The following is a 24875-nucleotide window of genomic DNA, read 5'->3' on the forward strand; positions in this document are numbered from 1 at the left end:
AGCCCAATGCCGAGTCCCGCCAGCGCTACCTGGAATGCCGTGTACCCATCAGCGCCGCGCCCCAGGAACTGGCCGCCGCATTGGCCGGTGACTACCTGCCCCAGGACCTGACCCTCTACGAGCATCAGGGCGAATGGTCCCTCGGCATCGGCAGCAGCGCCCAGGTGCGCCTGAGCGGCAACAGCGTGCAATTGAACGTGGCCGGCCAGCGCTGGAGCTGGTCCGCCGACGACATTCCGCTGGCCCTGGAAAAAGCCGCCCAGGCGCTGCCTTTCGAACACTGGCGCGCCTACGGCACCGCCACATTCGAACTGGCGCGACGCTTCCATCAACTGAGCGACCTGCCCGGTAGTCGCCCACTGCTGCAACTGGATATCCCGCCGCTGGAATTGCGTATCCGTGAAGGCAGCGTGTTGATCCGTGCCCTGCACGCGACTGCCCTCAGTGCCGCGCAGAGTCGTGTGCAGGCACTGGACGCCGAATGCGTCCTCGACCGCCCCATGCCCCGAGCCGCCCAGGTGGATGTTGCCCGGCACGATGCGGCGCGCTATTGCGCCCAGGTGGAGAGCGCCGTGGCGCAGATTATTCGTGGCGATTACCAGAAGATCATCCTGTCGCGCAAAGTGCCCCTCGAAGGACGTGTCGACCTGATCGCCAGCTACCGCGCCGGGCGCCGCGCCAACACCCCGGCGCGTTCGTTCCTGCACCATCAAGGCGGTTTTTCCTGCGTGGGTTTCAGCCCGGAAACCGTGGTGGAAGTCAGTGCCGGCGGGGCCGTCAGCACCCAGCCGCTGGCCGGCACCCGAGCCTTGGGCCGCGATGCACAGGAAGAAGCCCAACTGCGCCATTCGCTGTACCAGGACCCGAAGGAGATCGCCGAGCACGCCGTGTCGGTCAAGCTCGCCTTTGAGGAGCTGCAACCGATTTGTGAAGTCCAGGGTCTGGGCGTCAGTGAATTCATGGGCATCTCGCGACGCGGCAGCGTGCAGCATTTGAGTTCGCGCCTCAAAGGCCGGCTCAAGCCCGATTGCAATGCCTGGCATGCCTTTGCCGCGTTGTTCCCGGCGGTAACCGCCTCGGGCATTCCCAAGCGCGAAGCCATTTCCGCGATTGCCGAGCACGAAGGCCGCAGCCGTGACCTGTACAGCGGCTGCGTGATGATCGCCGACAGCGATGGCAGCCTCGACGCCGCGCTGGTGCTGCGCAGCGTGTTCGAAGACCAGGGTGAGGCCTGGGTGCAAGCCGGCGCGGGGATTGTGTCATTGTCTTTGCCCGAGCGTGAGTTGGAAGAAACCCGCGAAAAACTCGCCAGCATCGCGCCCCATGTAAAGCTGCTGGCCGCGGAAACTCAGCGCGCCGCCGAGGTGCAGCCATGAGCGCGCTGACCTCGCAGCACCTGCGCGAACAGATCGGTGAACTGCTGCACGGCGGTCCCGCCCAGGACGACCAGGCCAACCTGATCGAACTGGGCCTGGACTCCCTGCACCTGATGCGCCTGGTCAACCAATGGCGCCAGGCCGGTGCGCCGGTGACCTTCGCCGACCTGATCGAACAACCCACTCTCGCCCATTGGCTGCCACGCCTGACCGCCGCACCGCGCCAGGCCGCCAACACCCACGTCGACATCGACCCCGCCGCACCCTTCGCCCTCACCGATGTGCAACATGCCTACTGGATCGGTCGCGGCGCCGAACAGGTGCTCGGCGGCGTCGGCTGCCACGCCTACCTGGAACTGGACGGCCATGGCCTCGAACCGCAGCGCCTGGCATCTGCCTGGCAGGCCTTGCAGCAATGGCATGGCATGTTGCGCGCACGTTTCGACGATGAAGGCCGCCAGCAAATCCTGGATGAAGGCCTGTCGGCGCTTCAGGTTCACGACCTGCGCGACCTCACGCCGGGTGCCAGCGAACAAGCGTTGTTGAAGATTCGCGAAGGCCTGTCCCATCGGCAACTGGCGGTGGAGCGCGGCGAGGTCGCCGGACTGCAATTGAGCCTGCTGCCCGAAGCACGCACCCGCCTGCATCTCGACCTCGACCTGCTGGTGGCCGACGTGCACAGCCTGCACCTGATCCTGCGCGACCTCGCCGCGCTGTACCGCGATGAACACCTGCCCGAAGCCGGGCGCGATTGGCATTTCGCCCACTACCTGGCCCGGCGCACGGCCCCCAGGGCGAGCGCCGCGCAGTACTGGCAAGCGCGCCTGGATCAGCTGCCCGCCGGCCCCGTCATACCCCTGGCCTGTGAACCTCACGCCATCGCACAGGTGCACTTTACCCGGCGCCAACAACACCTGCCCGCCGAGGTGTGGCAACGCCTGCGCGATGCCGCCGCGCGACGTCAGCTCACCCCGGCCATGCTGCTCGCCGGAGCCTTTGCCCAAGTGTTGGGACGCTGGAGCGAGGTGCCGCACTTTTTGCTCAACCTGCCGCTGTTCGATCGCCAGGGCGATACGCCAGGGCTGGACCAGGTGGTCGCCGACTTCACCAACCTGCTTTTGCTCGAAGTCGACCTGCGCCAACCCGCCAGCCTCGCCACGCAACTGTCGAACGTGCAGGCGCAGTTCCACCGCGACATGGCACATGCCGAGTATTCCGGCGTGCAGGTGCAACGCGACCTGGCCCAGCGCGGCGCCGGTCAGCGCAGTTTTTCCCCGGTGGTGTTCGCCTGCAACCTGGGGACACCACTGCTCGGCCCCGAGGCAGCACACACCCTCGGCACCCTCAGCCATATGATTTCCCAGACGCCGCAGGTGTGGCTCGATCATCAGGTCTACGAAGAAGACGGCGGCCTGCTGCTGGCCTGGGATGCCCAGGACGCGCTGTTCCCCGAAGGCCTTCTGGACAGTATGTTCGGTGCCTACCTCGCGCTGCTCCACGACCTGCAGCATGATGCGACCTGGGACGCTCCGGCACTGGCCCACCTGCCGGAGGCGCAACAGCGTACACGCGCGCAGGTCAACGCCACCGACCTGCCGGTTGCACCGCGCACCCTGTACCAGGCCCCATTCGCCGTGCCAGGCGAACGCCTGGCGCTGATCGACGGCGACCAGCGCATCAGCTACGCACGCCTGCAACAAGGTGCCCTGCGCATTGCCGCCGCCTTGCTGGAACAGGGCGTTCAGCCGGGTGACGCGGTAGGCGTCTGCCTGCCCCGTGGCCACCGCGCGGTGCTGGCGTTGTATGGCGTGCTGGCGGCGGGCGCCTGCTACGTGCCCATCAGCCCCGACCAACCCCAGGCGCGCCGTGAACGCATCTGCCAACGCGCCGGCATTCGCACGCTGATCGAGCCGGCCTGGCTGGACAACGCCCTGACCTTCGAACCGCTGTCCGCCCCCGTGGCAGTGCGCTCCGACAGCCCGGCCTATGTGATTTTCACCTCCGGTTCCACCGGTGAGCCCAAGGGCGTGCAGATCAGCCATCGCGCGGCCTGCAATACCCTGGATGACCTCAACCAGCGCTTCGCCATTGGTGCTGACGACCGCCTACTGGCGGTCTCTGCGCTGGACTTCGACCTCTCCGTGTATGACCTCTTCGGCGTGCTGGCCGTGGGCGGCAGCGTGGTGCTGCTGGAAGACAGCCAACGCCGCGATGCCAGCGCGTGGAACCGCCTGATCAAGCAGCATCAGGTGACACTGTGGAACTCGGTACCGCTGTTGCTGGACATGCTGCTCACCGTGGCCGAACGCTTGCCCTTGCGCATGGCCTGGCTGTCCGGCGACTGGATCGGCCTCGACCTGCCTGCTCGGCTGCATGCCGCCAGCCAAGGTCATTGCCGCTTGATCGCCATGGGCGGCGCCACCGAGGCAGCTATCTGGTCCAACTTCCAACCCGTCGAGCTGCCGCTACCGGCACACTGGCGCTCGATCCCCTACGGTACGCCGCTGGGCAATCAGTACTATCGCGTGGTCGACAGCCTGGGTCGCGACTGCCCGGACTGGCTGGCCGGCGAGTTGTGGATCGGCGGCGCTGGAGTCTCCGATGGCTACCGGGGCGCACCACAACTGAGCGCGGAACGCTTCGTCGAGCATCAGGGAGCACGCTGGTACCGCACCGGCGATCTGGGCCGCTACTGGCCGGATGGCCGTCTGGAATTTCTGGGCCGTCGCGACCACCAGGTAAAGGTACGTGGCCATCGCATCGAGCTGGGCGAAATCGACAACGCCCTGCTCCTGCAACCCCAGGTGCGCCAGGCCGTCTCCCTGGCGGTGGGCACGCCGTTGCACTTGGTGGCGGCGGTGGTCCCCAGCGAAGGTTCGCTGTGCACCGACGCCCTGCGTCAGCAGTTGAGCACGCACCTGCCGGACTACATGCTGCCCAGCCAATGGCTGCTGCTCGACACCTTGCCCCTGAGCGCCAACGGCAAACTCGACCGCAACGCCCTGATGGAACTGGCCGCCCAAACCGGTCCGCAACAGGCGGTCGCCAATGAAGCGCCCTGCGGTGAACGCGAGGAACAGGTGGCAGCGATCTGGCGCGAGTTGCTGCCGGGCGCCCAGGTGTATCGCCAGAGCGATTTCTTCCGCCTCGGCGGCGACAGTCTGCTCGCCACCCAGTGCAGCGCACGTCTGCGCCGCGCCGGCCTGGCGAATGCCCAGAGCCTGCGGCAACTGTTCGCCACGCCGTGCCTGGCGGAATTCGTCGCGCAGTTGCAAGCACCGGATGTGCACACCGAACAACGCCTGCTGGCCGATCCGGACCAGCGTCACCAACCGTTCCCGCTGACCGAAGTACAGCAAGCCTACTGGAATGGCCAAAGCCAGGGCCTGCCGCTGTCCTGCGGTACTACCTATCTGGTCGAACTGGACGGCGAAGCGCTGGACATCCCGCGTTTCGAACGGGCCTGGGACCGACTGATTCAGCGACACGAAATGCTCCGCGCCGAGTTGCTCGGCGATCACCAGCAAGTGATCCTCGCCAGCGTCGCGCCAATGCACGTGCAACAGCATCACGTCGACACCGCCGACGCCGCACACGACTGCCTGGCGCAGTGCTGGGCCGAGCGTCCGCGCCAGCGCAGCCAGTGGCCGATGTACGAGGTGCACACCGTGGGCTATGGCGAGGGCCGCTGCCGCGTCGGCTTGTTCTTCGATTACCTGACCCTGGATGGCTTGAGCATCAAGCGCCTGCTGGCGGAACTGGCATTGATCTACACCCGGCCCGACAGCCCGTTGCCGGCCATCGACCTGTCGTTTCGCGATTATGTGCTGCAAGTGCAACCAGACCCGGCCAGCGTCCAGCAAGCCCAGGCCTACTGGCAGGCGCGCCTCGACGATCTGCCCGGCCCACCTGCATTGCCGCTGCGCACCGCGCCGCAGGAGCTGAGCGACGTGCACTTCAGCCGTCGTGAGTTCCGCCTGCCCGCCGCTCAGTGGCAAGCCTTGCGCCAGCGTGCGCGGGAGTCCGGCATTACGGCGTCGGTGCTGTTGCTCAGCGTCTACGCGCAAACCCTCGCGCGCTTCAGCGACGGCCAGCCTCACACCCTCAACCTGACCCTGTTCGACCGCCAGGACATCCATCCGCATATCGGCCGGGTGCTGGGGGATTTCACCTCGCTCGCGCCGGTGAGTGTCTACCCGCAGGTCCGGAGCAGTTTCCTCGACGAAGCCCAGGCGGTGCAGGCCCAAGTGGCGGATGTACTGCAACACGCCGCATGCTCGTCCATCTGGGTGCAACGCGAACGGGCGCGCCGGGTCGGCCCCCAGGCCGCGGCGCTGCCGGTGGTGTTCACCAGCACCCTGGGGCTGGCGGATGACCTGCTGCAAGACCTGCCGGTCGGCTTCCCCGATCTCGTCGCCGGTGGCCTGTCGGAAACTCCGCAGGTGTGGCTCGATCACCAACTTTATGAGCATCGCGGGGCGCTGGTGCTGTGCTGGGACGCGGTCGACGCGCTATTCCCCGACGGTTTGCTGGACGCCGCGTTTGCCAGCTACACCCACGCGTTGCTGGGGCTGATCGAGGCTGACTGGCACGCACCACTGCACCTGCCGCTGCCTGGCGATCAGACCCGGGTGCGCATCCAGGCCAATGCCAGCGCTGTCGAGATCGCGCCACGCAATCTGCTCGACGCGCCCTTCGCCATCGACCCGCAGCGCCTGGCCTTGATCGACGGCGAGCAGCGCGTGAGCTATGGCCAGTTGCGCGATGGCGCCTTGCGCGTAGCTGCCTGGTTGCAGGCCCAGGGCGTGCAACCGGAGGACGCCGTGGGCGTGCACCTGCCTCGGGGGGCCGACGCAGTGATCGCCCTGTTCGGCGTACTCGCCGCGGGTGCCTGTTATGTGCCGATGGGCGTGCGTCAACCCCTGGAGCGCCGCCAACGCATCGAGCAGCGCGCAGGGACTTGTCTGACGCTGGACGCCGAACGGCTGGCGTTCGCGCTGCACGGCCAGCCGTTGGCGGCGCCGCTCGCCACCTCGGTCGACAGCCCGGCCTATGTGATTTTCACCTCCGGCTCCACCGGCGAACCCAAGGGCGTACAAATCAGCCATCGCGCCGCCTGCAACACCCTGGACGACCTTAACCAGCGCTTCGGCATCCAGGCTGACGACCGTCTGCTGGCCGTGTCCGCGCTGGACTTCGACCTCTCGGTGTACGACCTCTTTGGCGTACTGGCGGCAGGCGGCAGCGTGGTGCTGCTGGAGGAAGAACAACGCCGGGATGCCGTGGCCTGGCACCAGTTGATCCAGCAACACCGGGTGACGCTGTGGAACTCGGTGCCGATGCTGCTGGACATGCTGCTCACCGTGGCCGACCACCTGCCGCTGCGTCAGGCGTGGCTATCCGGTGACTGGATCGGGCTCGACCTCCCCGCACGCCTGCACGCGGCCAGTCAGGGCCGCTGTCGTTTGATCGCCATGGGTGGCGCCACGGAAGCGGCAATCTGGTCCAACTACCAGCCGGTGAGCCTGCCGCTGCCCGCACAGTGGCAATCGATTCCCTACGGCCGTCCGCTGGGCAACCAGTGTTATCGCGTGGTGGACACCCAGGAGCGCGACTGCCCGGACTGGGTCACCGGCGAGCTGTGGATCGGCGGGCGCGGCGTCGCCATGGGCTATCGCGGCGCGCCCGAATTGAGCGCCGAGCGTTTCGTCGAGCGCGACGGCCAGCGCTGGTACCGCACCGGCGACATGGGGCGCTATTGGCCGGATGGCTGCCTGGAGTTCCTGGGCCGCCGCGACCAACAAGTCAAGGTGCGCGGCCATCGCATTGAGCTGGGAGAAATCGACAACGCCCTGCTCGACTGCCCCCAGGTACGCCAGGCGCTGAGCGTGACCCTGGGCAGCCCGCCCAGCCTGGCCGCCGCCGTGGTGGTGGACGCCGAAGTCTCGCTGGACGTGCTGCGCCGACACCTGCGCCAGCGCCTGCCGGACTACATGGTGCCGGCCAGCCTGCACATTCTGGATGCGTTGCCCCTGAGCGCGAATGGCAAGGCCGATCGCACTGCGGTGCGCCAACGGCTGCTGGACTGTGCCGCCGAACACAGCGATGCGCCGCAGGGCGCTCTGGAAAACGCCATGATCGAAGCCTGGACCGAGGTGCTGCAACGCCCGATCCCCGGGCGTCACAGTGATTTTTTCCTGCTGGGGGGCGACAGCCTGAGTGCCACGCGCCTGGTGGAAATCCTCAAGCGCCGACACCTGTGCCAGGCCCCCCTGAGCCTGCGCGAACTCTTCGCTCATCCGAGCATCGCCGCCCTGTGCGACTACCTGGGCAGCCACACCGAACACCACGCCGAGCATTTCGAGGAAGGCACCTTATGAATTCCCCATTGAACCTGTCGCAATTTCTCGCCGAATGCGAAGCCCTGGGTATCCGCCTGTGGGCCGAAGACGGCCAACTGCGTTTTCGCGCACCGGCCGGCGCCCTGGACGAGGCACTCAAGCAACGCCTGCGCGAGCACAAGGAGCAGCTGTTGCAGTGGTTCAGCCCGCAGCAACCGACGGTAGTCGCCGACCCCGCGAATCAGTTCCAGCCCTTCGCCCTGACCGATGTGCAGGCCGCCTATCTGGTGGGCCGCAGCGATGCCTATGACTACGGCGGCGTGGGCTGCCACGGCTACGTGGAACTCGACGGCCCGGCCCTCGACCCGCAGCGGCTGGAACGCGCCTGGCACCAGTTGATCCAGCGCCACCCGATGCTGCGCGCGGTGATCGCCCAGGCCGGGCATCAGTGCGTGCTGCCGGAGGTGCAACTGCCGGTGCTGCTCAGCCAGGACTTGCGCGAGCTGCCCTTTGAGGCCGAGCAACAAGCCTTGCTGGCGACCCGTGACGACCTGGCCCATCGCGTGTACGGCGCCGACGCCTGGCCGTTGTATGAACTGCGCCTGAGCCAGCGCGCCAACGGCAGCCGCCTGCACCTGTCCATCGACCTGCTGGTGGCCGACTTTGTCAGCATCCAGTGTCTGCTGGCAGAGCTGGACCAGCTCTATCACGCCCCTGAACAGCCCTTGCCGCCCCTCGGACTGACCTTCCGCGACGCTCTGCTCGCCGAACGCGCGGCCCGGGACACCCCCGCCGCCCAGGCGCGCCACAGCCGCGACCGGGATTATTGGCTGAAGCGCCTGGACCAGTTGCCGCCAGCGCCCGAACTGCCGACGCTGGAACCCCAGACCGGCGCCACGCCGCGCTTCGAACGCCACGCCAACGGCCTGTCGCCCGCGTTGTGGCAGCAGTTCTGTACCCATGCCGCGCAACAACGCCTCACCCCTTCGGCGGCAGTGCTGGCGGCGTTCGCCGAAACCCTCGGGCGCTGGTCGCGCCGCTCTGCCTTCAGCCTCAGCGTTACCGTGCTCAAGCGTCCGGCGCTGCACGCCGATATCGACAAGGTGCTGGGCGACTTCACCGCGGTCAACGTACTGGCCGTGCAACCCCCGCCGGACAGCCACTTCCAGCAGCGCGCCGCGGCGTTGCAGGAACAACTCTGGCAAGACCTGGAACACGATGCCTTCTCCGGCATCGAGGTGCTGCGCGAACGCGCCCGCGTGCACGGTCGCAGCCTGATGCCGGTGGTGTTCACCAGCACCCTGGGGGTGGGTAGCGTCAGGCCGTTCATGCGCGGCGCCACCCTGGGCTACGGCATCACCCAGACCCCGCAAGTATGGCTCGACTGCCAGGTCAGCGAAGGCCCGCAAGGCTTGCAGGTGAACTGGGATGTGCGCAGCGGCGTGTTTCCCGAAGGCCTGATCGAAGCGGCATTTGCCAGTTTCGTCACGCTGCTGCGCCAGTTGGCCGCAGCGGCGACCGACTGGCAGGCGTCCACCCCGTCGCAGTTGCCCGTGGACATGGCCGAGCGCCGTGTGCGCAGCAACGCCACCCAGGTCGACTGGCCCCAAGGCTGCCTGCATGACGGCTTTATCGACAGCCTGCAACGCACTCCCGAGGCCATCGCTTTGATCAGCCACGAGGGCGCGTTCAGCTACCGGCAACTCGCCGAGCGCGCCAATGCGGTCGCGCAGGCCCTGCACCGCGAAGGCTGTGCAGCGGGTGCCAAGGTGGCAATCACCCTGGACAAGGGCGTGGACCAAGTCGCAGCCGTACTCGGCACGCTGTTGCGCGGTGCGGTATACGTGCCCATCGACAGCGCCCAGCCGGACGCGCGCCGGGACGCGATCCTCGACGACGCGCGCATCCATCATGTGCTCACCGACAGCGCCCAGGCCGAACGCCGCAGTTGGTCGAATACGGTAAAGCTGATCGCCGTCGAGCGCCTGGCGCCGCTGCCGTTCGAGCAATTGCCACGGGTCGCCACCGACCCGGCCAGCCTGGCCTATGTGATCTACACCTCGGGCACCACCGGACGGCCCAAAGGCGTAATGATGAGCCATCGCGCGACTTTCAATACCCTGCTGGACATCAACCAGCGCGTGGCACTCGGCGCCTGCGACCGGGTGTTGGGGTTGGCCAGCCTGGGCTTCGACCTGTCGGTGTACGACCTGTTCGGCACCTTCCTCGCCGGTGCCGCACTGGTGCTGCCGGACCCGGCTCAACGCAGCGATCCGGCGCACTGGGCCGGGTTGATCAACTTGCATCAGGTCAGCCTGTGGAACTCGGTACCGGCACAGATGCAGATGCTGTGCAGCTACTTCGATGCCGAGCCGTATGCCGCGGCCAAGTGCCTGCGTACGGCGCTGCTGTCCGGGGACTGGATCGCCGTCACCCTGCCCGCTGCGATCAAGGCGCACTGCCCGGGGCTGCGCCTGGTCAGCCTGGGTGGCGCCACCGAGGCGGCGATCTGGTCCATCGGCCATGAGATCGGCGAGGTGCCGGCCAACACCCGCAGCATTCCCTACGGCGCGCCACTGGCCAACCAGCAATTCCATGTGCTGGACGAACACTTCCAGGACCGTCCCGACGGCGTGGCCGGGGAGCTGTACATCGGCGGCGTGGGCCTGGCAGAGGGTTATCTCAATGATCCCGAACGCACCGCCCAGCGCTTTATCCGGCACCCGCACAGTGGCGCGCGGCTGTACCGCACCGGCGACTTCGGACGTTACCGCGCCGACGGACAGATCGAGTTCCTTGGCCGCGAAGACACCCAGGTGAAGCTGCGCGGTCACCGTATCGAACTGAGCGAAATCGAAAGCCTGCTCAACGAGCACCCGGACGTGGCCCACGGCGTGGTGCTGCTCAGCGGCGACAACCCGATGGAGCGGCGTCTGGCGGCCTTTGTCGAAGCCCGTCACCAGCACGCCGACACCCGCACCGCGCCGCTGGCCGACTGTGTCCTGGCGTGCGGGGCCGACGCCACGGCGAACCTCGACCGCTCGCTGTTCGCCGAGTGGGTGGCGATGGCCAACCGCATCGCCCTGCTCGACATCCTCAAGACCCTGCGCGATGCCGGCCTGTTCCGCGACGCTCAGGCGCGCCACAGTGTGGCCGAGGTGCAGCAGCAATGCCGCGTCGCCTTGGCCCATCAACGCTTGATGCGGCGTTGGCTGAAAGCGCTGGTTCATGAGGGCTGGCTGCTGCACGAGGCCGACCACTACCGCCTGGGCGAAGCCCCGGGCCCCGAGCAAAGCGCGCAGTGCTGGCAGGCGATGACCACCCTGGAGCAACGCCTGAACTACGGCGCTGAACTGCTGCGTTACCTGCAACAGTCCAGCGCATGCCTACCGCAGCTGCTCAGCGGCGAGGTCGATCCACTGGCGCTGCTGTTCCCCCAGGGCAACATGGACACCGCGCTGGCGGCCTATAACCAAAACCTGCTGATGCGCTGCATGAACCAGGTGATCTGCGCCAGCGCCCGACAGATCGCCCGCGAACGCGCGGCCCTCGGCCAGCCGCTGCGTGTATTGGAGATCGGTGCCGGGGTGGGCGGTACCAGCCGTGACCTGATCCCGGCGCTGGACGGCTTTGCGGTGGACTACCTGTTCACCGATGTCTCGACGTTCTTCATCAACGAGGCGCGCGAGCATTTCGCCGACCGTCCGTGGGTGCGCTACGGCTTGTTCGACATCAACCGCGATGCACTGACCCAGGGTTTGAATGCCGGCAGTTGGGACCTGATCGTCTGCGCCAACGTGCTGCACAACGCTCGTCATGCGCCCACGGTGCTGAACAACCTGCGGGAACTGGCGGCACCGGGTGGGCACCTGGTGGTGATGGAGGCCACGCGGGAAATCCTCTCGCTGCTGACCTCCATGGAGTTCAAGGAAGGCCTGGACGGGTTTACCGACCTGCGCGCCGGCAGCGACCAGACCTTTATCAGCCGCGCCCAGTGGCAAACGCTGTTCAGCGATGCCGGTGCCGAACTGGTGGCGGCCTGGCCCGAAGCCCATGACGTGCTCGACTGCGCCGGCCAGACCACCTTTGTCACGTGCTTCCCTGCACGCCGCGTGGCGCTGGGCAGCGAGCAGTTGCACGACTACCTGCAACAGCGCCTGCCCGCGTACATGCTGCCCAGTCAGTTGCAGGTGCTGGAGCGATTGCCGCTGTCGGCCAACGGCAAAGTCGACCGCGCCCGCCTGGCTGAGCGCCTGTACGCTCACAGTCACTTGATGGACAGCGGTGAAGCCCCGCAAACCGAGCTGGAACGGCGTATTGCCCAACTGTGGAGCCAGGCCCTGGGCTGCACCGAACTGACCCGTGACCAGGACTTTTTCGCCGCCGGCGGCGACTCGCTGCTGGTGGCACAGATCGTCGCGAAGATGCGCGAGCAACTGCCTGAAGCGGCGGACTGGGAATGGGATCGCCTGTTGCGGGAAATGCTCCGCGAGCCGACGATCAAGGCCATCGCGGCACGCTTGCAGGACACCTCGGTGCAAGCGTCCACCGACGCCCACACCGGTGCATCACCGCTGAGCGTGCTGGCCCCGGCGCGCGACCCGGCATGTCGCACCGTGCACGTGTTGTTGCACGACGGCAGCGGCACCCTCGCGCCTTACCGTGGCGTGCTCGCTGCACTGCGCAACGCGCCCCAGCGCCAGGGCGCGATCCTCGGGTTGAGCCTGCTGGATGAGCGTGCGTATCTTGCGCTGGATGCCGAGCAATTGATCGAGCAGCTGGGCGCACACTATGCCGGGCACTTGCTGGCCCATGGCGCGATGCGCTTCGAGCTGGTGGGGTATTGCATGGGCGGCCTGCTGGCCACCGAAGTCGCGCGCTGCCTGCTGGAAGCCGGAGCCGATGTGGGCACGGTAAGCATCATCAGCAGTGATCGCTTCCGCTACGAAATCGCCGACGAGCTGTTGCTGGAACGAGCCTTTGGCCGCCTGCTGGGTGCCGACATCCACGCCGCCGGACATGCCGTCGATGACGCTGGCCTGCACCGCGCGCTGGCCCATCTGATCGAGCGTCATGGCCGGCAGTTGCCGGCGGACTGCCTGCAACAGCTGGACGGCGAATGGGCGCCCATCGCCGCCAGCTACCGCCAACTGGCGCAGCAACCCAGCGACCAGCGCCTGCAAGCGCTCGCGGCCCAGGTGCGGAGCCAGGCCGATCCGATGCCGGCCGAGCAGGTGCAGGCGTTGTTCCGCGTGTTCCGCCACAGCCTCAACGCGGTAGCGCGCTATCAACCGGCGCCATTCACCGGCGACCTGCGCATCCTGCTGGACGACGAAACCCTGCACTTCCTGCCCGGTTTGCAAGGTGACATGCGCGGTTTCTGGAATGACCTGGCCCTGGGCAACATCAGCCTGCACAGCATCAGCGGCGACCATGTGTCGTGCATGCACACGCCCCATGTCAGCCAATGGCTGCCCGCCCTGCTGGGCGCGCAGGTGCACGCATGAGCCGGCCCTTGATCGGACTGATCGGCGCCGGCGGGGCCGTGGGCGGTGCGGCACTGGCGCAGTTGCTGCCACAGGCCGTACGCATACGGGCCGGCCAACGCCAGTCGCGGGTCTGGCCGGAAGGCGTCGATGGGCAGGTGCTGGACCTGTTTGATGCTCCAGCCCTGGCGGACTTCTGCAACGGCTGCCAGGTGGTACTCAATTGCGCGGGGCCGTCCTGGCGTGTAGGGGATCGCGTCGCCCGAGCAGCCCATGCCGCCGGCGCCGGGTATGTCGATGCCTTCGGCAATGCCGCGCTGCTTGCGGCACTGCACGACGCACGGCAGCCGTCGATCATCGGCGCCGGGGTGTTTCCCGGCCTCACGGCGCTGCTGCCACGCTGGCTGGCCGGGCGCGGCTTTGACCGGGTGACCCGTTTGCACATCCATGCCGGCGGCCGTGAGCATTGCAGCAGCGCCGGTGGCGCCGATGTGTTGCTGAGCGCCCTGGGCGGCTTTGGTACGCCAAACGCCCAGTGGCTGGACGGCCGCGTGCAGGCGCTGCCCGTGGAACAACAGGCGCAGCGCCTGGCCGGTTTCCCCGAACCGGTGTTTCGCAGTGCCTACCTCACTGATGAACTGCAGCGCCTGGCCGGTACCCTGGGGGTGCCCCACGCCAGTTTTCACAACGTGTTCGACCAGGCGACGGTGCCCGCACTGATCGCCAGCCTGTGCCAGCGCCTGAGCCAGGATCCGAGCGCCCTGCCCCAGGCGGTGGAGCAATTGATCCAGGCCGCCGAGCTGCAACTGCTCGGGCGCCGCGCCTATTACCGCCTCACTGTCGATCTCAGCGGCTGGCGCGCCGGGCAACCGCTGCATCAACGCGCGGTGCTGAGCAGCCAGGACAGTTACGGCATCAGCGCCACCGTGGCGGTGTGCGCGGTTCTGCAACTGCTGCACGACCCCGCGTGGCGCGGCGCGCACTGGGCAGGTGATTGCCTGGCACCGGACGGGGTGATCGACGCGATGCAAACCGGCACCGCCTGCCAGGCGCTGAGCATCGTCAACCTTGCCGCGCAAGCGGCCACTAGCGAAGAGGAAGGCGTGTTATGACCGCGCTACTGCGTGTGATCGTCTGCGGCACCACGTTTGGCAATGTGTACCTGCAGGGCATCGCCCGGCTGCCGGCGCACTACCGACTGGTGGGTATCCTGGGACGTGGTAGCGAACACTCCGAAGCCTGCGCCCGATACTGGAACGTGCCGCTGTATCGCAACCTCGAGGAGCTGCCCGAGGTGGATCTGGCGTGCGTCGCCGTGCGCTCGGCGGTGGTGGGCGGCAACGGTACCGAGCTGGCCAAGGCGCTGTTGGCGCGGGGCATCTCGGTGGTGCAGGAACACCCGGTACACCACGATGAAGTCGTCGACTGCCTGCGCCTGGCCCGCCAGCATGGCGTGCTGTACCGGCTCAACCCGTTCTACAGCGACCTGGCGCCGGTGCGCAGTTTTATCGACGCGGCCCGCCATGTGCTGAGCCAGCGCGAGGCGGTGTATATCGACGCCGCGTGCAGCGTGCATGTGCTGTTCCCGCTGGTGGAAATGCTCGGCCAGGCACTCGGTGGGTTGCGTCCGTGGGCGTTCAACCTGCAGGCCGCCACGGTGGGCCCGTTTGTCAGCATCAGCGGCGAACTGGCGGGCGTGCCGTTGCACCTGCGGGTGCAGAACCAGATGCACCCCGGCGACCCGGACAACCACACCCAACTGCTGCACCGCATCGTGCTGGGCACCACCGGCGGCACCCTGAGCCTGACCGACACCCACGCCAGCGTACTGTGGAGTCCACGCGCTCATGTGCAACGCAATGCCCTGGGCGTGCTGGAAATGGACGGCGACTCGCCGGCCCTGGACCTGGCCGTGAGTAGCCTGATCGGCCACCCGCAGCCGCCGACCCTGCGCCAGGTGTTCAGCGAGTTGTGGCCCGAGAGCATCGCCCACGCCCTGTTGCGCGTGCACGCAAGCATCGGCCACCCGAACGATTCGGCCCTCGCGCAATTTCAGCTCAGTGCCTGCAAAGCCTGGCAGCAACTGGGCGCGGTACTGGGCCCCGCGCAAGCCATCCACCCCGAAGCTCCGGTGCCCTTGGCGATGCATGCCTGGGTCGCCCCTGAAAGGAACCTGCCCCGTGCTCAATGAGATCCTGCACCTGCAACACCATCAGCAACGCTGGATTCGACGCTTCGAACCAAGGCCCCACGCGCGTCTGCGCCTGTTCTGCCTGGCCCATGCCGGTGGCGGCGCGCGTTTTTTTGCCGACTGGGCGCGCTTGCTGCCCCCGAGCATCGAGGTGATCGCCCTGCAATTGCCCGGGCGCGAAGAGCGTATCAACGATCCATTGATCGATCAGATGCGCCCGCTGGTCAACGGCCTCGCGGCGGTGCTGCCGGCCTGGCTCGACCGGCCCTACGCGCTGTTCGGGCACAGTATGGGCGCGGCAGTGGCCCATGAGCTATGCCTGACCTTGCAACGTCAATCGCTGCGTCTGCCCACGCGCTTGATGGTGTCCGGTCGCGAAGGGCCGGGTCGGCACCATGGCGGTCGTTTACACCTGGCGAGCGACGAACGACTACTGGCCGACATAGCCGATCTGGGCGGCAGCCCGGCGGCGTTGCAGCAGTGCGTGGAGTTGCAGGCGATGGCCTTGCCGATCCTGCGCAACGACTATCGCTTGATCGAGACCTACCAACCCGACCCGCAGCGCGCGCGCCTGAATGTGCCGATCGAAGTGCTGTTGGGGCGGGATGACCCGGAACTCAACCCGGGCGACGCAGAAGCCTGGGCCGATGAAACTGACGAGGGGGTGCGCCTGCACCCTTTCGACGGTGGGCATTTTTACCTGACACCCCAGCGTGAAGCGGTGTTGCATTGCGTCAGCCGCTGCCTGGGAGTGAGCAGCCCCCAGGCCCTGGAAATGCCTTAGGCGTCGTCCAGGCCAAGGCCACGGGTGCTGCGCCGCACATGCCAGAGCATGACGAGCGCCAGCCCCAGGGCCAACAGGCCAACGCCCAGGCCGCTGCTGTAACCCCAACTGGCGGCTATGCCGATAGCCACCGACGAAACCAGGATTTCCCCCAGGGTCTGCAAACCCTGGAACACCGAACAATCGGTCCCCGGTTGCTCGCCCAACTGGGCAAAGCGCATCGCCAGCGTATAGGACGCCACGCTGGTGACACCGATACCCAGGCCGCCCGACAGTGTGGCGACGATCACATAGCCCATCGTCGACCAGCCCGGTTGCACCACCAGCCCCAGCCACAGCAAACCGGCGCTGGCGACCAGCACAAGGCCCGCCAGCAAGGTGGCCCAGCGAGACCAGCGGCGCAGCAACAAACCGGCCAAACCGCAGCCGACGATGATGGTCAGTAACTGCCCGACCCCGGCGAGTACGCCGACATCGCTCACCGACCAGCCGGCATCCAGCAGAATCAACTTGGCCAGGCCGAAGAACGTCGAGCCGCCCAGGGTCACCAGCATCACCAGCGCGGTGAGGCGCCCGGAAAAGCGTCGTTTGAAAAAGTGCCGCAGGCTGGCTTTGTCGGTCGTTGCCACGGCGGGCGGCTCCTGCCAGAACAGCACCGGCAGACTGCACACCAACACCAAGGCCGCGAGCAGGCCGAACACCGCCGCTGCGCCGAAGTGATCGAACAGCAGCATGGTGCCCGGACCGCCCACCAGCATGCCTACCATGAACCCGGCAACCTGGAAGGTGTTGACCCGCCCCAGGCTGGCACTGGGCAGACGCTCCGCCGCCAGGCCATCGACCGCGATATCCTGAGTCGCACTGAACAACGACAGCAGCGCAATCAGGCCCAACAGCAGCCCCATGTTCGGCACATCGAAGGGCACCCAGGCCATCGCCGCCAAGGTCAATACCGAGCCGGCCTGCAACGGCAGAATCCAGCTGCGTCGCCGCCCCAGGCGCGGGCTCCAGCGGTTCTCCACCGCGGCAGCCCAGAGCAGTTTGGCCACCCAGGGCAGGCTGGCCAAGGGCGTCAAGGCCACCAGGTCCAGGGAAGCCCCCATGTTGCGCAACAGCGTGGGATACGCCTGGAACGCCAGCCCGACCGGCAGGCCCTGGGCCAGGTACAGACCGGCCACCAACAGCACAATTCGCCAATCCCGCGTGACCACCGGATGGTGGCCCACGGACGAAGTCTCGACAACCGATTGCATGTGTTCACCCTGCCCCAAGCCACAAAAGTCCATCTGATCCGATACACCGACAGGGTGCCGCCCGTAACCCGTAACGGCCCCCCGAATCGGGATTAACTGCGCTTGCGCAAGACCGCGGCGGGGATCAGCGCATCACCCAGGGGCTCAAGGACAAAGCCAGCGGCGCCAGCCTCTTCGGCCACCTGCTCAAGACCGAAGGTGTGCCAGTGATGGTCGGCCTGGAACTGGCGAATCACCTGTTCGCCGGCGCGCACCTGGTAGTCGAGGGTCCAGTGCATCAGGTCACCGCCGGCGGGCTCACCGTGCAAGGCGACGTGGTAGGTATGCTCGCCGATGGCGGCGCTGGCGGCTTGCATCGACGGCACGGTTTGCGGGGCCTTGAGCATCATCACATCGACGATGACGATGCCGCGCGCATCCAGGCGTTCGGCCAGTTGCTGCCAGAGTTGCCGGCGCTGGGGCGCCTCGAGGTAACCGATGGTGCCGCAGATAACGGCGGCGGACAGACGAGGCGGCAAGGTCACTTGATCCAGGGTACCGGCCAGCACCGTGACGCGGCGGCGCAGGTCGCTGCTGCGCATGATCCGTCCCACCAGCGCCGCGCGCATCGCCGCCGACGGTTCAACGGCCAGGATCCGTGCCTGGGGCAAGGCGTCGGCGATCACCTGCACGCACGGCCCGGTACCGGCGCCGACATCGAGGATCACGCCCTCGGGGTCGACTGCCTGCAACGCCTGGGCAATCGGGCCCCGGCGCTGCACCCATTGTTGTTCACACAACACATCGTAGAACTCGGCGGACAAAGCATACGGATCGGCGTGCAGAGCGGTGGTCATGAAGGCATTCCCATTGGCTGACTTTCGAGCCGTAATGATAACTACTCTCAACACCAATTCAACCCGGGGAACGCCTCAAGGTGCAACGACGGAGAACACCTCAGCATCCGTCAGCTTCTCGACGTCGACGCGGTGGGGAAAGATTTTCTTCTCCACGAACAGGTCATCCACCTGCTGCAACGCCTGCACGTCCCGCGCTTCGACCGGCTGCAAGGTTTCGTCGCCCCACTGGCGCAGCAACTGCGAAACGCCCAGGGGAATGTCGTTGACCTGGGCGAACACCCGCGCATAGTCCTCGGGGTTCTTCTGCGCCCAGTCGAAGGCCTTGGCGAAGCGTTGCAACACATCGCTCAAGGCTTTGCGCTTGAGCGGATCGCCGAGCACTTCGTCCGATGCGGTGATGAAGGTCAGGCCGGTGTTGATGCCTTCGCCGGTGATCAGCACTCGCGCCCCCTTCTCTTCGGCGAACGCCTGATACACGCCGAACGTTGCCCAGGCTTCGATCTTGCCCGCATTGAACGCCGGCAGCGCATCGGTGGGCAGCACGAAGCCGACCTTGACGTCCTGCTCATCCACCCCGGCATTGGCCAGCGCGCGAATCAGCAGGTATTGGGAAATACTGCCCCGGGCCGAAGACACCACCACATTGCGTCCCTTCAGGTCGGCCACGCTGCGGATCGGTGAGTCCGGCGGCACCAGAATCGCAATGCCCCGCGACTGGCTGCGGCGCACCGCGACAATGCGCAATGGCGTGCCCCCGGTGGCTGCCGCCAATACCGGCGTATCACCCGCCGGGCCAAGGTCTACGGCCCCGGCGCGCAGGGCTTCGAACAGCGGCGCGGCGCCCTGGAAGTTGGCCCACTCGACCTTGTAGTCGATGCCGTCCAGCGCATGGGCGGCCTCTACCACCGTGCGCAAGCCCTTGGCCTGATCGCCGAGGATCAAGGTGACGCCGGACAAGTCGGTCGAAGACTTCGGCGCTTGCGCCGGCTTGTCGCAACCGCCCAGCAACAGCGCGGCGCCCAACAGCAATAACGTTCTGAACTCAACCATGGGCAAAACGCCTGACGCTGACGGTGGCTGGGCGCGCCGCCGGGGCTTCCACCTCCACTCCCAGCAGGCTCAGCAAACGTGCGCGGATCGCCTGGAAGCCATCCTGGCCGGTATCCCGCGCCCGGGGCAAATCGATGGTCAACTGCTCGGCGATCTTGCCATCGGCCAGCACGATCACGCGGTCGGCCAGCAGAATCGCCTCGTCCACGTCATGGGTCACCAACAGCACCGCCGGGGTGTGCTTGCGCCACAGTTCGATGATCAGGCGATGCATCTTGATGCGGGTCAGGGCGTCGAGCGCAGCGAAGGGTTCGTCCAGCAGCAACAATTTGGGCTCGCGCACCAGGCCCCGGGCCAGAGCCACGCGTTGGGCTTCACCGCCGGACAGCGTGGCCGGGTAAGCCTCCAGCCGATGGGCCAGTCCGACCTCGGTCAAGGCTTGCACGGCACGCGCCTTGGCATCGGGAATGCGCAGGCCCAGGATCACGTTTTTCCATGCGCGCTTCCATGGCATCAGGCGCGGTTCCTGAAACACCGCCGCCCGCGCCCGGGGTACGCGCAATTGGCCGCTGTCGATGCTGTCGAGCCCGGCCAGGCTGCGCAGCAGTGTGGTCTTGCCCGAGCCGCTGGCACCGAGCAAGGCGACGAATTCACCCGGCGCGATGTCCAGGTCCAGGCCGTCGATGACCCGTTGTTGGCCGAACTGGCGCACCACATTGCGCAGTTGCACCGGTGCTTCGAAAGTCGTCATGTCAGTTCCTCACAAAGGATGGGCGCCAGGCCAGCGCAAAGCGTTCAAGGGTGCGGATCAGGCCGTCGATCAACAGGCCCAGCACGCTGTAGATCAACAGGCAGATCACGATCACATCGGTGCGCATGAAGTCCCGCGCATCGCTGGCCAGGTAGCCGATGCCGGCGGTGGTGTTGATCTGCTCGACAAACACCAGCGCCAGCCAGGAAATGCCCAGGGAATAACGCAGGCCCACGAAAAACGACGGCAAGGACCCCGGCAGGATCACGTGCCAGATCAGCTCGCGACGGCTGAGGCCGAGGGTGTTCGCGGCCTCGATCAATTTGGGGTCGATGTTGCGGATACCGGCGAACAGGTTGAGGTACACCGGGAAGGTGGTGCCGGTGACAATCAGCGCGATCTTGGTGAACTCACCGATGCCGAACCACAGGATAAACAGCGGCACCAGGGCCAGGGATGGAATGGTGCGCAGCATCTGCATGGGCGAGTCGAGGATCACTTCGCCCCGCTTCGACAGGCCGGTAACCAGTGCCGCTACGACCCCGATGCTTACGCCGATGCTCAAGCCCACCAGCGCCCGTTGCAGCGACACCAACAAGTGCCGGCGCAGTTCGCCCGAAACGATCATTGCCCACAAGGTGCCGCCGATCTGCGACGGTGCGGCGATCACGCGCTGCGGAATCAACCCGGCCTGGGACGCCAGTTCCCACAGCAACAACAGCACCAGCGGGCTGATCAGTCGCAGCAGCACATCCGGTGTGCGCCAGTTGCGCAGCCACAGCGGTAACAGTTGGGTGGCGGCGCCTGTCTGCCCCTCTACCTTGTCAACGGAGAACGAACTGGCGTTCAGAGACTTCTCGGTCATCGGCTTCCTTCCTCAAAAAGACACGGCCAGGAGCGCCGTTGCGGACCCATGCTAAGCGCATAAAAAACCGCAGTGAAAGTCTTTATAGGAATAAGCTAATGAACTTAAAATGCGAATTACTGATATATAGTCAAAATGATGATTCGTTATTTTAATAATTAGGATAGAACAAAACGGCATTTTACAGCGCCCCACCCTGCCCCTACTTTCGACCCCCACAGACCGACCCCGACACGGCGGAGGCTTGAATCACGCCTACCCAACGCCCGAACCGGAAGTCGCCCTATGCTTGCTGCCCCGCTCAAACATTCCCCCCTGCTGCTCAGCCTTGCCGCCTGCGGCATGGCTTTGGGCAGCCCCTCGGTGAAGGCCGAAACCAGCGAAGACACACGCCTGGACAAAGTCACGGTGATATCCACCGGCGTGCGCGGCACCCAGCGCACGGTGGCCGAAAGCCCGGCACCGATTGACGTGGTCACCGGTGAGCAATTGCTCAAGACCGGACGTGCCGATCTCACCGAAGCCATTTCCAAACTGCTGCCGTCGTTCAACTACGGCACCAACATCGCCGGCTACAACTCCACCATCCGTCCCCTATCGAACCGCAGCCTGGCGCCGGCCTACACCCTAGTGCTGGTCAACGGCAAGCGTCGGCACAACAGCGCGCTGCCCGCCAACGGTTCCACTGACAGCAGTGGCGCCAACTCGGTGGACATCGACATGATCCCCATCAGCGCCGTGGAGCGCATCGAGGTGCTCAAGGACAGCGCCGCCGCGCAGTACGGCTCGGACGCGATTGCCGGAGTCATCAACGTGATCCTCAAGTCCAGTGCCGAAGGCGGCCACTTGGGCGTGACCTACGGCAAGCTCTACAGCGGTGAAGGTGAAGTGACCAAGACGGAAGGCGATGTGGGCTTCGCCCTCGGCGATGGCGGTTTTCTGCATTTGTCTGGTGACGTACGCCGGCGCGGCGATGCCAGCTGGAACGAGAAAGCCACCAACCAGGCGTATTTCCCCGGCGACCCGCGCAACGCCACCTGGGACCGCGTCGGTGTGAAGAATGGCGACCCGCAGATCAAGGCGTTCAACCTCGGCTACAACGCCGAACTGCCGCTGAACGAGCAGACCAAACTGTATTCCTACGCCACCTATGGCGAACGCAAGGCAGTGATCAACAACTACTTCCGCTACCCCAACGGCAACGCCAACATCCCCGAACTGTTCCCCGACGGCTACTACCCGCTCAATAACCTCAACGACAAGGACTACCAGTTCCTGTTCGGCGGCAAGGGCCAGGTGGCGGGCTGGGACTGGGACTTGAGCACCACCTACGGGCGCAACACCAACCACCAGTTCAGCGACCTGACCATCAACCCGTCCCTGGGCCCGGCCTCGCCGACCTCGTTCGATGACCTGGCGACCTACCGCTTCGATCAGTGGGTCAACAACCTCGACATCACCCGTGCGTTCGACGGCCTGTTTGGGTTCCCGCTGCAGGTGTCAGCCGGCCTGGAACACCGCTGGGAGCGTTTCAGTACGTTTGCCGGCGATCCGCTGGCCTATCAGGTGGGCGGTTATCGCTTCCCGGCGACGCTGCCCAATGGCCAGCCCAACCCGCTGGCCGGGCAACTGGCCGCCATCGCGGCGCAGGCGGCCGCCACGATCGCGCCGCAGGATGAGGCCAATATCAAGCGCAACAATTACGCGGCCTATGTCGACTTCGGCATCACCCCGGTGGAGCGTCTGTTCGTGGACGTGGCGGCAAGGGCCGAGCACTTCGATGACGACTCGGGCAATACCGTCAGCGCCAAGGTCAACTCCCGTTATGAACTGACCGACACCCTGGCCGTGCGCGGCACCGTCGGCAGCGGATTCCGTGCGCCGTCGCTGACGCAGATCGGCTACAGCATCACCGATAATCGGGTCGGCGCAGCACCGGACGGCACCATCGTGCCGGCGGTCACGCGCATCGCGCCGGTCAATTCAGCCCTGGCCAAAGCCCTCGGCGCCAGCAGCCTGGACCCGGAGAAATCACGCAACTACGGCCTGGGCGTGACCTGGCAACCGGCCAAGCGCACCAGCCTGACCGTGGACGCCTACTGGATCGAAATCGCTGACCGCATCGCCCGTACCGAAAGCCTCTACGGGCCGGCACTCACGCCGATCCTCACCGGCCTGGGTGTGGACCCGTCGACCTGGACGTCCTACTACGCCAACGCCTTCGACACCCGCACCCGTGGCGTGGATGTGGTGGCCGATCACTTCACCGATTTCGGCCGTTTCGGCGAGGTGCGCTGGAACGCCGCGTTCAATTACAACGACACCGTGATCACCAGCCTCAAGCAACCGCCCGCCGCGCTCCAGGGCCTGGGGGCCAACCCCGGCGGCAGCCTCACCTGGGTGGGCCGTGCACGCCAGGGCGATCTCACCGACGCGCAACCGCGCACCAAGTGGATCCTGGGCGGCAACTGGCGGCTGCACGACCTGTCGGTCAACCTGCAAAGCACGCGCTACGGCAAGGTCAAGACCTTGCAGCAACTGGAAAGCGGCGACCGCAGCTTCGGCGCCAAATGGATCACCGACCTGGATATCTCCTACACCCTGCTGGAGAACATCACCCTGAGCATCGGCGGCACCAACCTCTTCAATGTGCGCCCCGACAAGCACGCCGTACCCTCCGCCGTGGGCCTGAACCTGTACGGCAATCCGCCGTTCTACCCGGGCGGCGGCTTCTGGTACAGCAAGCTGGCGTATGACTTCTGACCCTCCCCCACCACAACGAAAGGACTTGACCATGAGCATTGAATTCATCGGCTATATCGGCGGCCACCACGCTTCCGAGATTCACCCGCGCAGCGGCCCGACCCTGCAACCGGACTACGTCGAAACCGTGGCCCGGGCCCACGAAGCCGCCGGTTTCGACCGTGCCCTGGTGGCTTTCCATTCCAACAGCCCGGACAGCACGCTGATCGCCGCCCATGCCGCCAGCGTCACGAAAAAGCTGCAATTCCTGATTGCCCATCGCCCGGGATTTGCCCAGCCAACCCTGGCCGCGCGGCAGTTCGCGACCCTGGACGTATTCAACGGAGGGCGCACGGCGGTGCACATCATCACCGGCGGCGACGACCGCGAGCTGCGCGCCGATGGCAGCCATATCGGCAAGGACGAACGCTATGCACGCACCGACGAATACCTGAGCGTGGTGCGCCAGGAATGGACCCGCGACGAGCCCTTCGATTTCGACGGCACCTACTACCAGGTGGAAGGCGCGCACTCCACGGTGAAGTCGCCGCAACAGCCGCATATTCCGCTGTACTTCGGCGGTTCATCCGCGGCCGCAATCGCCGTGGCCGGCAAGCATGCGGATGTGTACGCGCTGTGGGGCGAAACCTACGAGCAGGTGCGTGAAATCGTCGCCCAGGTCCGTGCGGAAGCCGCCAGGCATGGGCGTACGATTCGCTTCAGTCTGTCGTTGCGGCCGATCCTGGCCGAGACCGAGGAACTGGCCTGGGCACGCGCCGAGAAGATCCTGCAACAAGCCACGGCACTCGCCGAGAAGAACGGGTTCGTACGGCGTGAACCGCCAAACGAAGGCTCACGCCGCTTACTCGCAGCGGCGGCGCAGGGTTCACGCCTGGACAAGCGCTTGTGGACAGGGATTGCCGGTTTGCTCGGCGCCCAGGGCAACTCCACGTCACTGGTCGGCACGCCCGAGCAAGTGGCCGAAGCACTGCTGGATTACTACGACCTGGGGATTACCACATTTCTGATTCGCGGGTTCGACCCGCTCGAGGATGCCATCGACTACGGCAAGCGATTGATCCCCCTGACCCGGCAACTGATCGCAGAGCGCGAACGGGCCAAACAGGTCGCTTGATCCGGAACACCAACCGGCCGCCTGCGATACAAACACCTCGGTTGTTCAGAGGTACCGAGTGG

General features: G+C 66.2%; 12 protein-coding genes and 1 pseudogene. 8 read left to right on the forward strand and 5 right to left on the reverse strand.

Annotation, left to right across the window (positions count from 1 at the left end; translation table 11 throughout):
* Window positions 1-71: 71 nt before the first annotated feature.
* From ACW9IN_RS00395 to ACW9IN_RS00420, 6 genes and pseudogenes are all read left to right on the forward strand, one after another.
* Window positions 72-1376: pseudogene (locus ACW9IN_RS00395) on the forward strand (salicylate synthase); the annotation flags it as partial.
* On the forward strand, window positions 1373-7756 hold the full coding sequence (locus ACW9IN_RS00400) for an amino acid adenylation domain-containing protein (RefSeq protein ID WP_457364004.1): 6384 nt from the start codon (window positions 1373-1375) through the stop codon (window positions 7754-7756). The pseudogene ACW9IN_RS00395 and the gene ACW9IN_RS00400, both read left to right, overlap by 4 nt.
* Window positions 7753-13224, forward strand: coding sequence for an amino acid adenylation domain-containing protein (locus ACW9IN_RS00405; protein ID WP_457364005.1), 5472 nt, complete (start codon window positions 7753-7755; stop codon window positions 13222-13224). Before ACW9IN_RS00400 ends, ACW9IN_RS00405 begins: the two co-directional genes overlap by 4 nt.
* Window positions 13221-14315 carry a hypothetical protein gene (locus tag ACW9IN_RS00410; RefSeq protein ID WP_457364006.1) on the forward strand — a complete coding sequence of 365 codons (1095 nt, stop codon included), beginning with the start codon at window positions 13221-13223 and terminating at the stop codon, window positions 14313-14315. Before ACW9IN_RS00405 ends, ACW9IN_RS00410 begins: the two co-directional genes overlap by 4 nt.
* Window positions 14312-15394 (forward strand): Gfo/Idh/MocA family oxidoreductase, encoded by a 1083-nt coding sequence (locus ACW9IN_RS00415; protein ID WP_457364007.1) that lies wholly within the window; start codon window positions 14312-14314, stop codon window positions 15392-15394. Before ACW9IN_RS00410 ends, ACW9IN_RS00415 begins: the two co-directional genes overlap by 4 nt.
* On the forward strand, window positions 15384-16178 hold the full coding sequence (locus ACW9IN_RS00420; RefSeq protein ID WP_457364008.1) for a thioesterase II family protein: 795 nt from the start codon (window positions 15384-15386) through the stop codon (window positions 16176-16178). Before ACW9IN_RS00415 ends, ACW9IN_RS00420 begins: the two co-directional genes overlap by 11 nt.
* Here the strand turns inward: ACW9IN_RS00420 and ACW9IN_RS00425 are convergent.
* The 5 genes from ACW9IN_RS00425 to ACW9IN_RS00445 all read right to left on the reverse strand — a co-directional run bounded on the left by ACW9IN_RS00425 (window position 16175) and on the right by ACW9IN_RS00445 (window position 20936).
* Entirely contained in the window at window positions 16175-17431 is a 1257-nt protein-coding gene (locus ACW9IN_RS00425; protein WP_457364009.1) for an MFS transporter, read from the reverse strand. The two genes, ACW9IN_RS00420 and ACW9IN_RS00425, sit on opposite strands and share 4 nt — an antisense overlap.
* 92 nt (window positions 17432-17523) lie before the next feature.
* Window positions 17524-18267, reverse strand: a complete 744-nt coding sequence (locus tag ACW9IN_RS00430; protein WP_457364010.1) for a class I SAM-dependent methyltransferase — start codon at window positions 18265-18267, stop codon at window positions 17524-17526.
* Window positions 18268-18342: 75 nt separating this feature from the next.
* On the reverse strand, window positions 18343-19320 hold the full coding sequence (locus ACW9IN_RS00435) for an ABC transporter substrate-binding protein (RefSeq protein WP_457364011.1): 978 nt from the start codon (window positions 19318-19320) through the stop codon (window positions 18343-18345).
* Window positions 19313-20071, reverse strand: coding sequence for an ABC transporter ATP-binding protein (locus ACW9IN_RS00440; protein ID WP_457364012.1), 759 nt, complete (start codon window positions 20069-20071; stop codon window positions 19313-19315). Before ACW9IN_RS00440 ends, ACW9IN_RS00435 begins: the two co-directional genes overlap by 8 nt.
* 1 nt (window position 20072) lies before the next feature.
* The gene (locus ACW9IN_RS00445; RefSeq protein ID WP_457364013.1) at window positions 20073-20936 is read right to left on the reverse strand and encodes an ABC transporter permease; all 864 of its coding nucleotides are present in this window, start codon (window positions 20934-20936) and stop codon (window positions 20073-20075) included.
* Between the two features lie 342 nt (window positions 20937-21278).
* On the opposite strand from ACW9IN_RS00445, the gene ACW9IN_RS00450 reads away from it, so the two are divergent.
* Together ACW9IN_RS00450 and ACW9IN_RS00455 are read left to right on the forward strand one after the other, a co-directional pair.
* Complete coding sequence (locus ACW9IN_RS00450) at window positions 21279-23699, forward strand: TonB-dependent receptor plug domain-containing protein (RefSeq protein WP_457364239.1); 2421 nt, start codon at window positions 21279-21281, stop codon at window positions 23697-23699.
* A gap of 31 nt (window positions 23700-23730) precedes the next feature.
* A complete protein-coding gene (locus ACW9IN_RS00455; protein WP_457364014.1) occupies window positions 23731-24813 on the forward strand; it encodes an LLM class flavin-dependent oxidoreductase in 1083 nt (360 codons plus the stop codon).
* Window positions 24814-24875 lie beyond the last annotated feature (62 nt).

It is taken from the genome of Pseudomonas sp. SDO5271_S396, assembly GCF_054071795.1.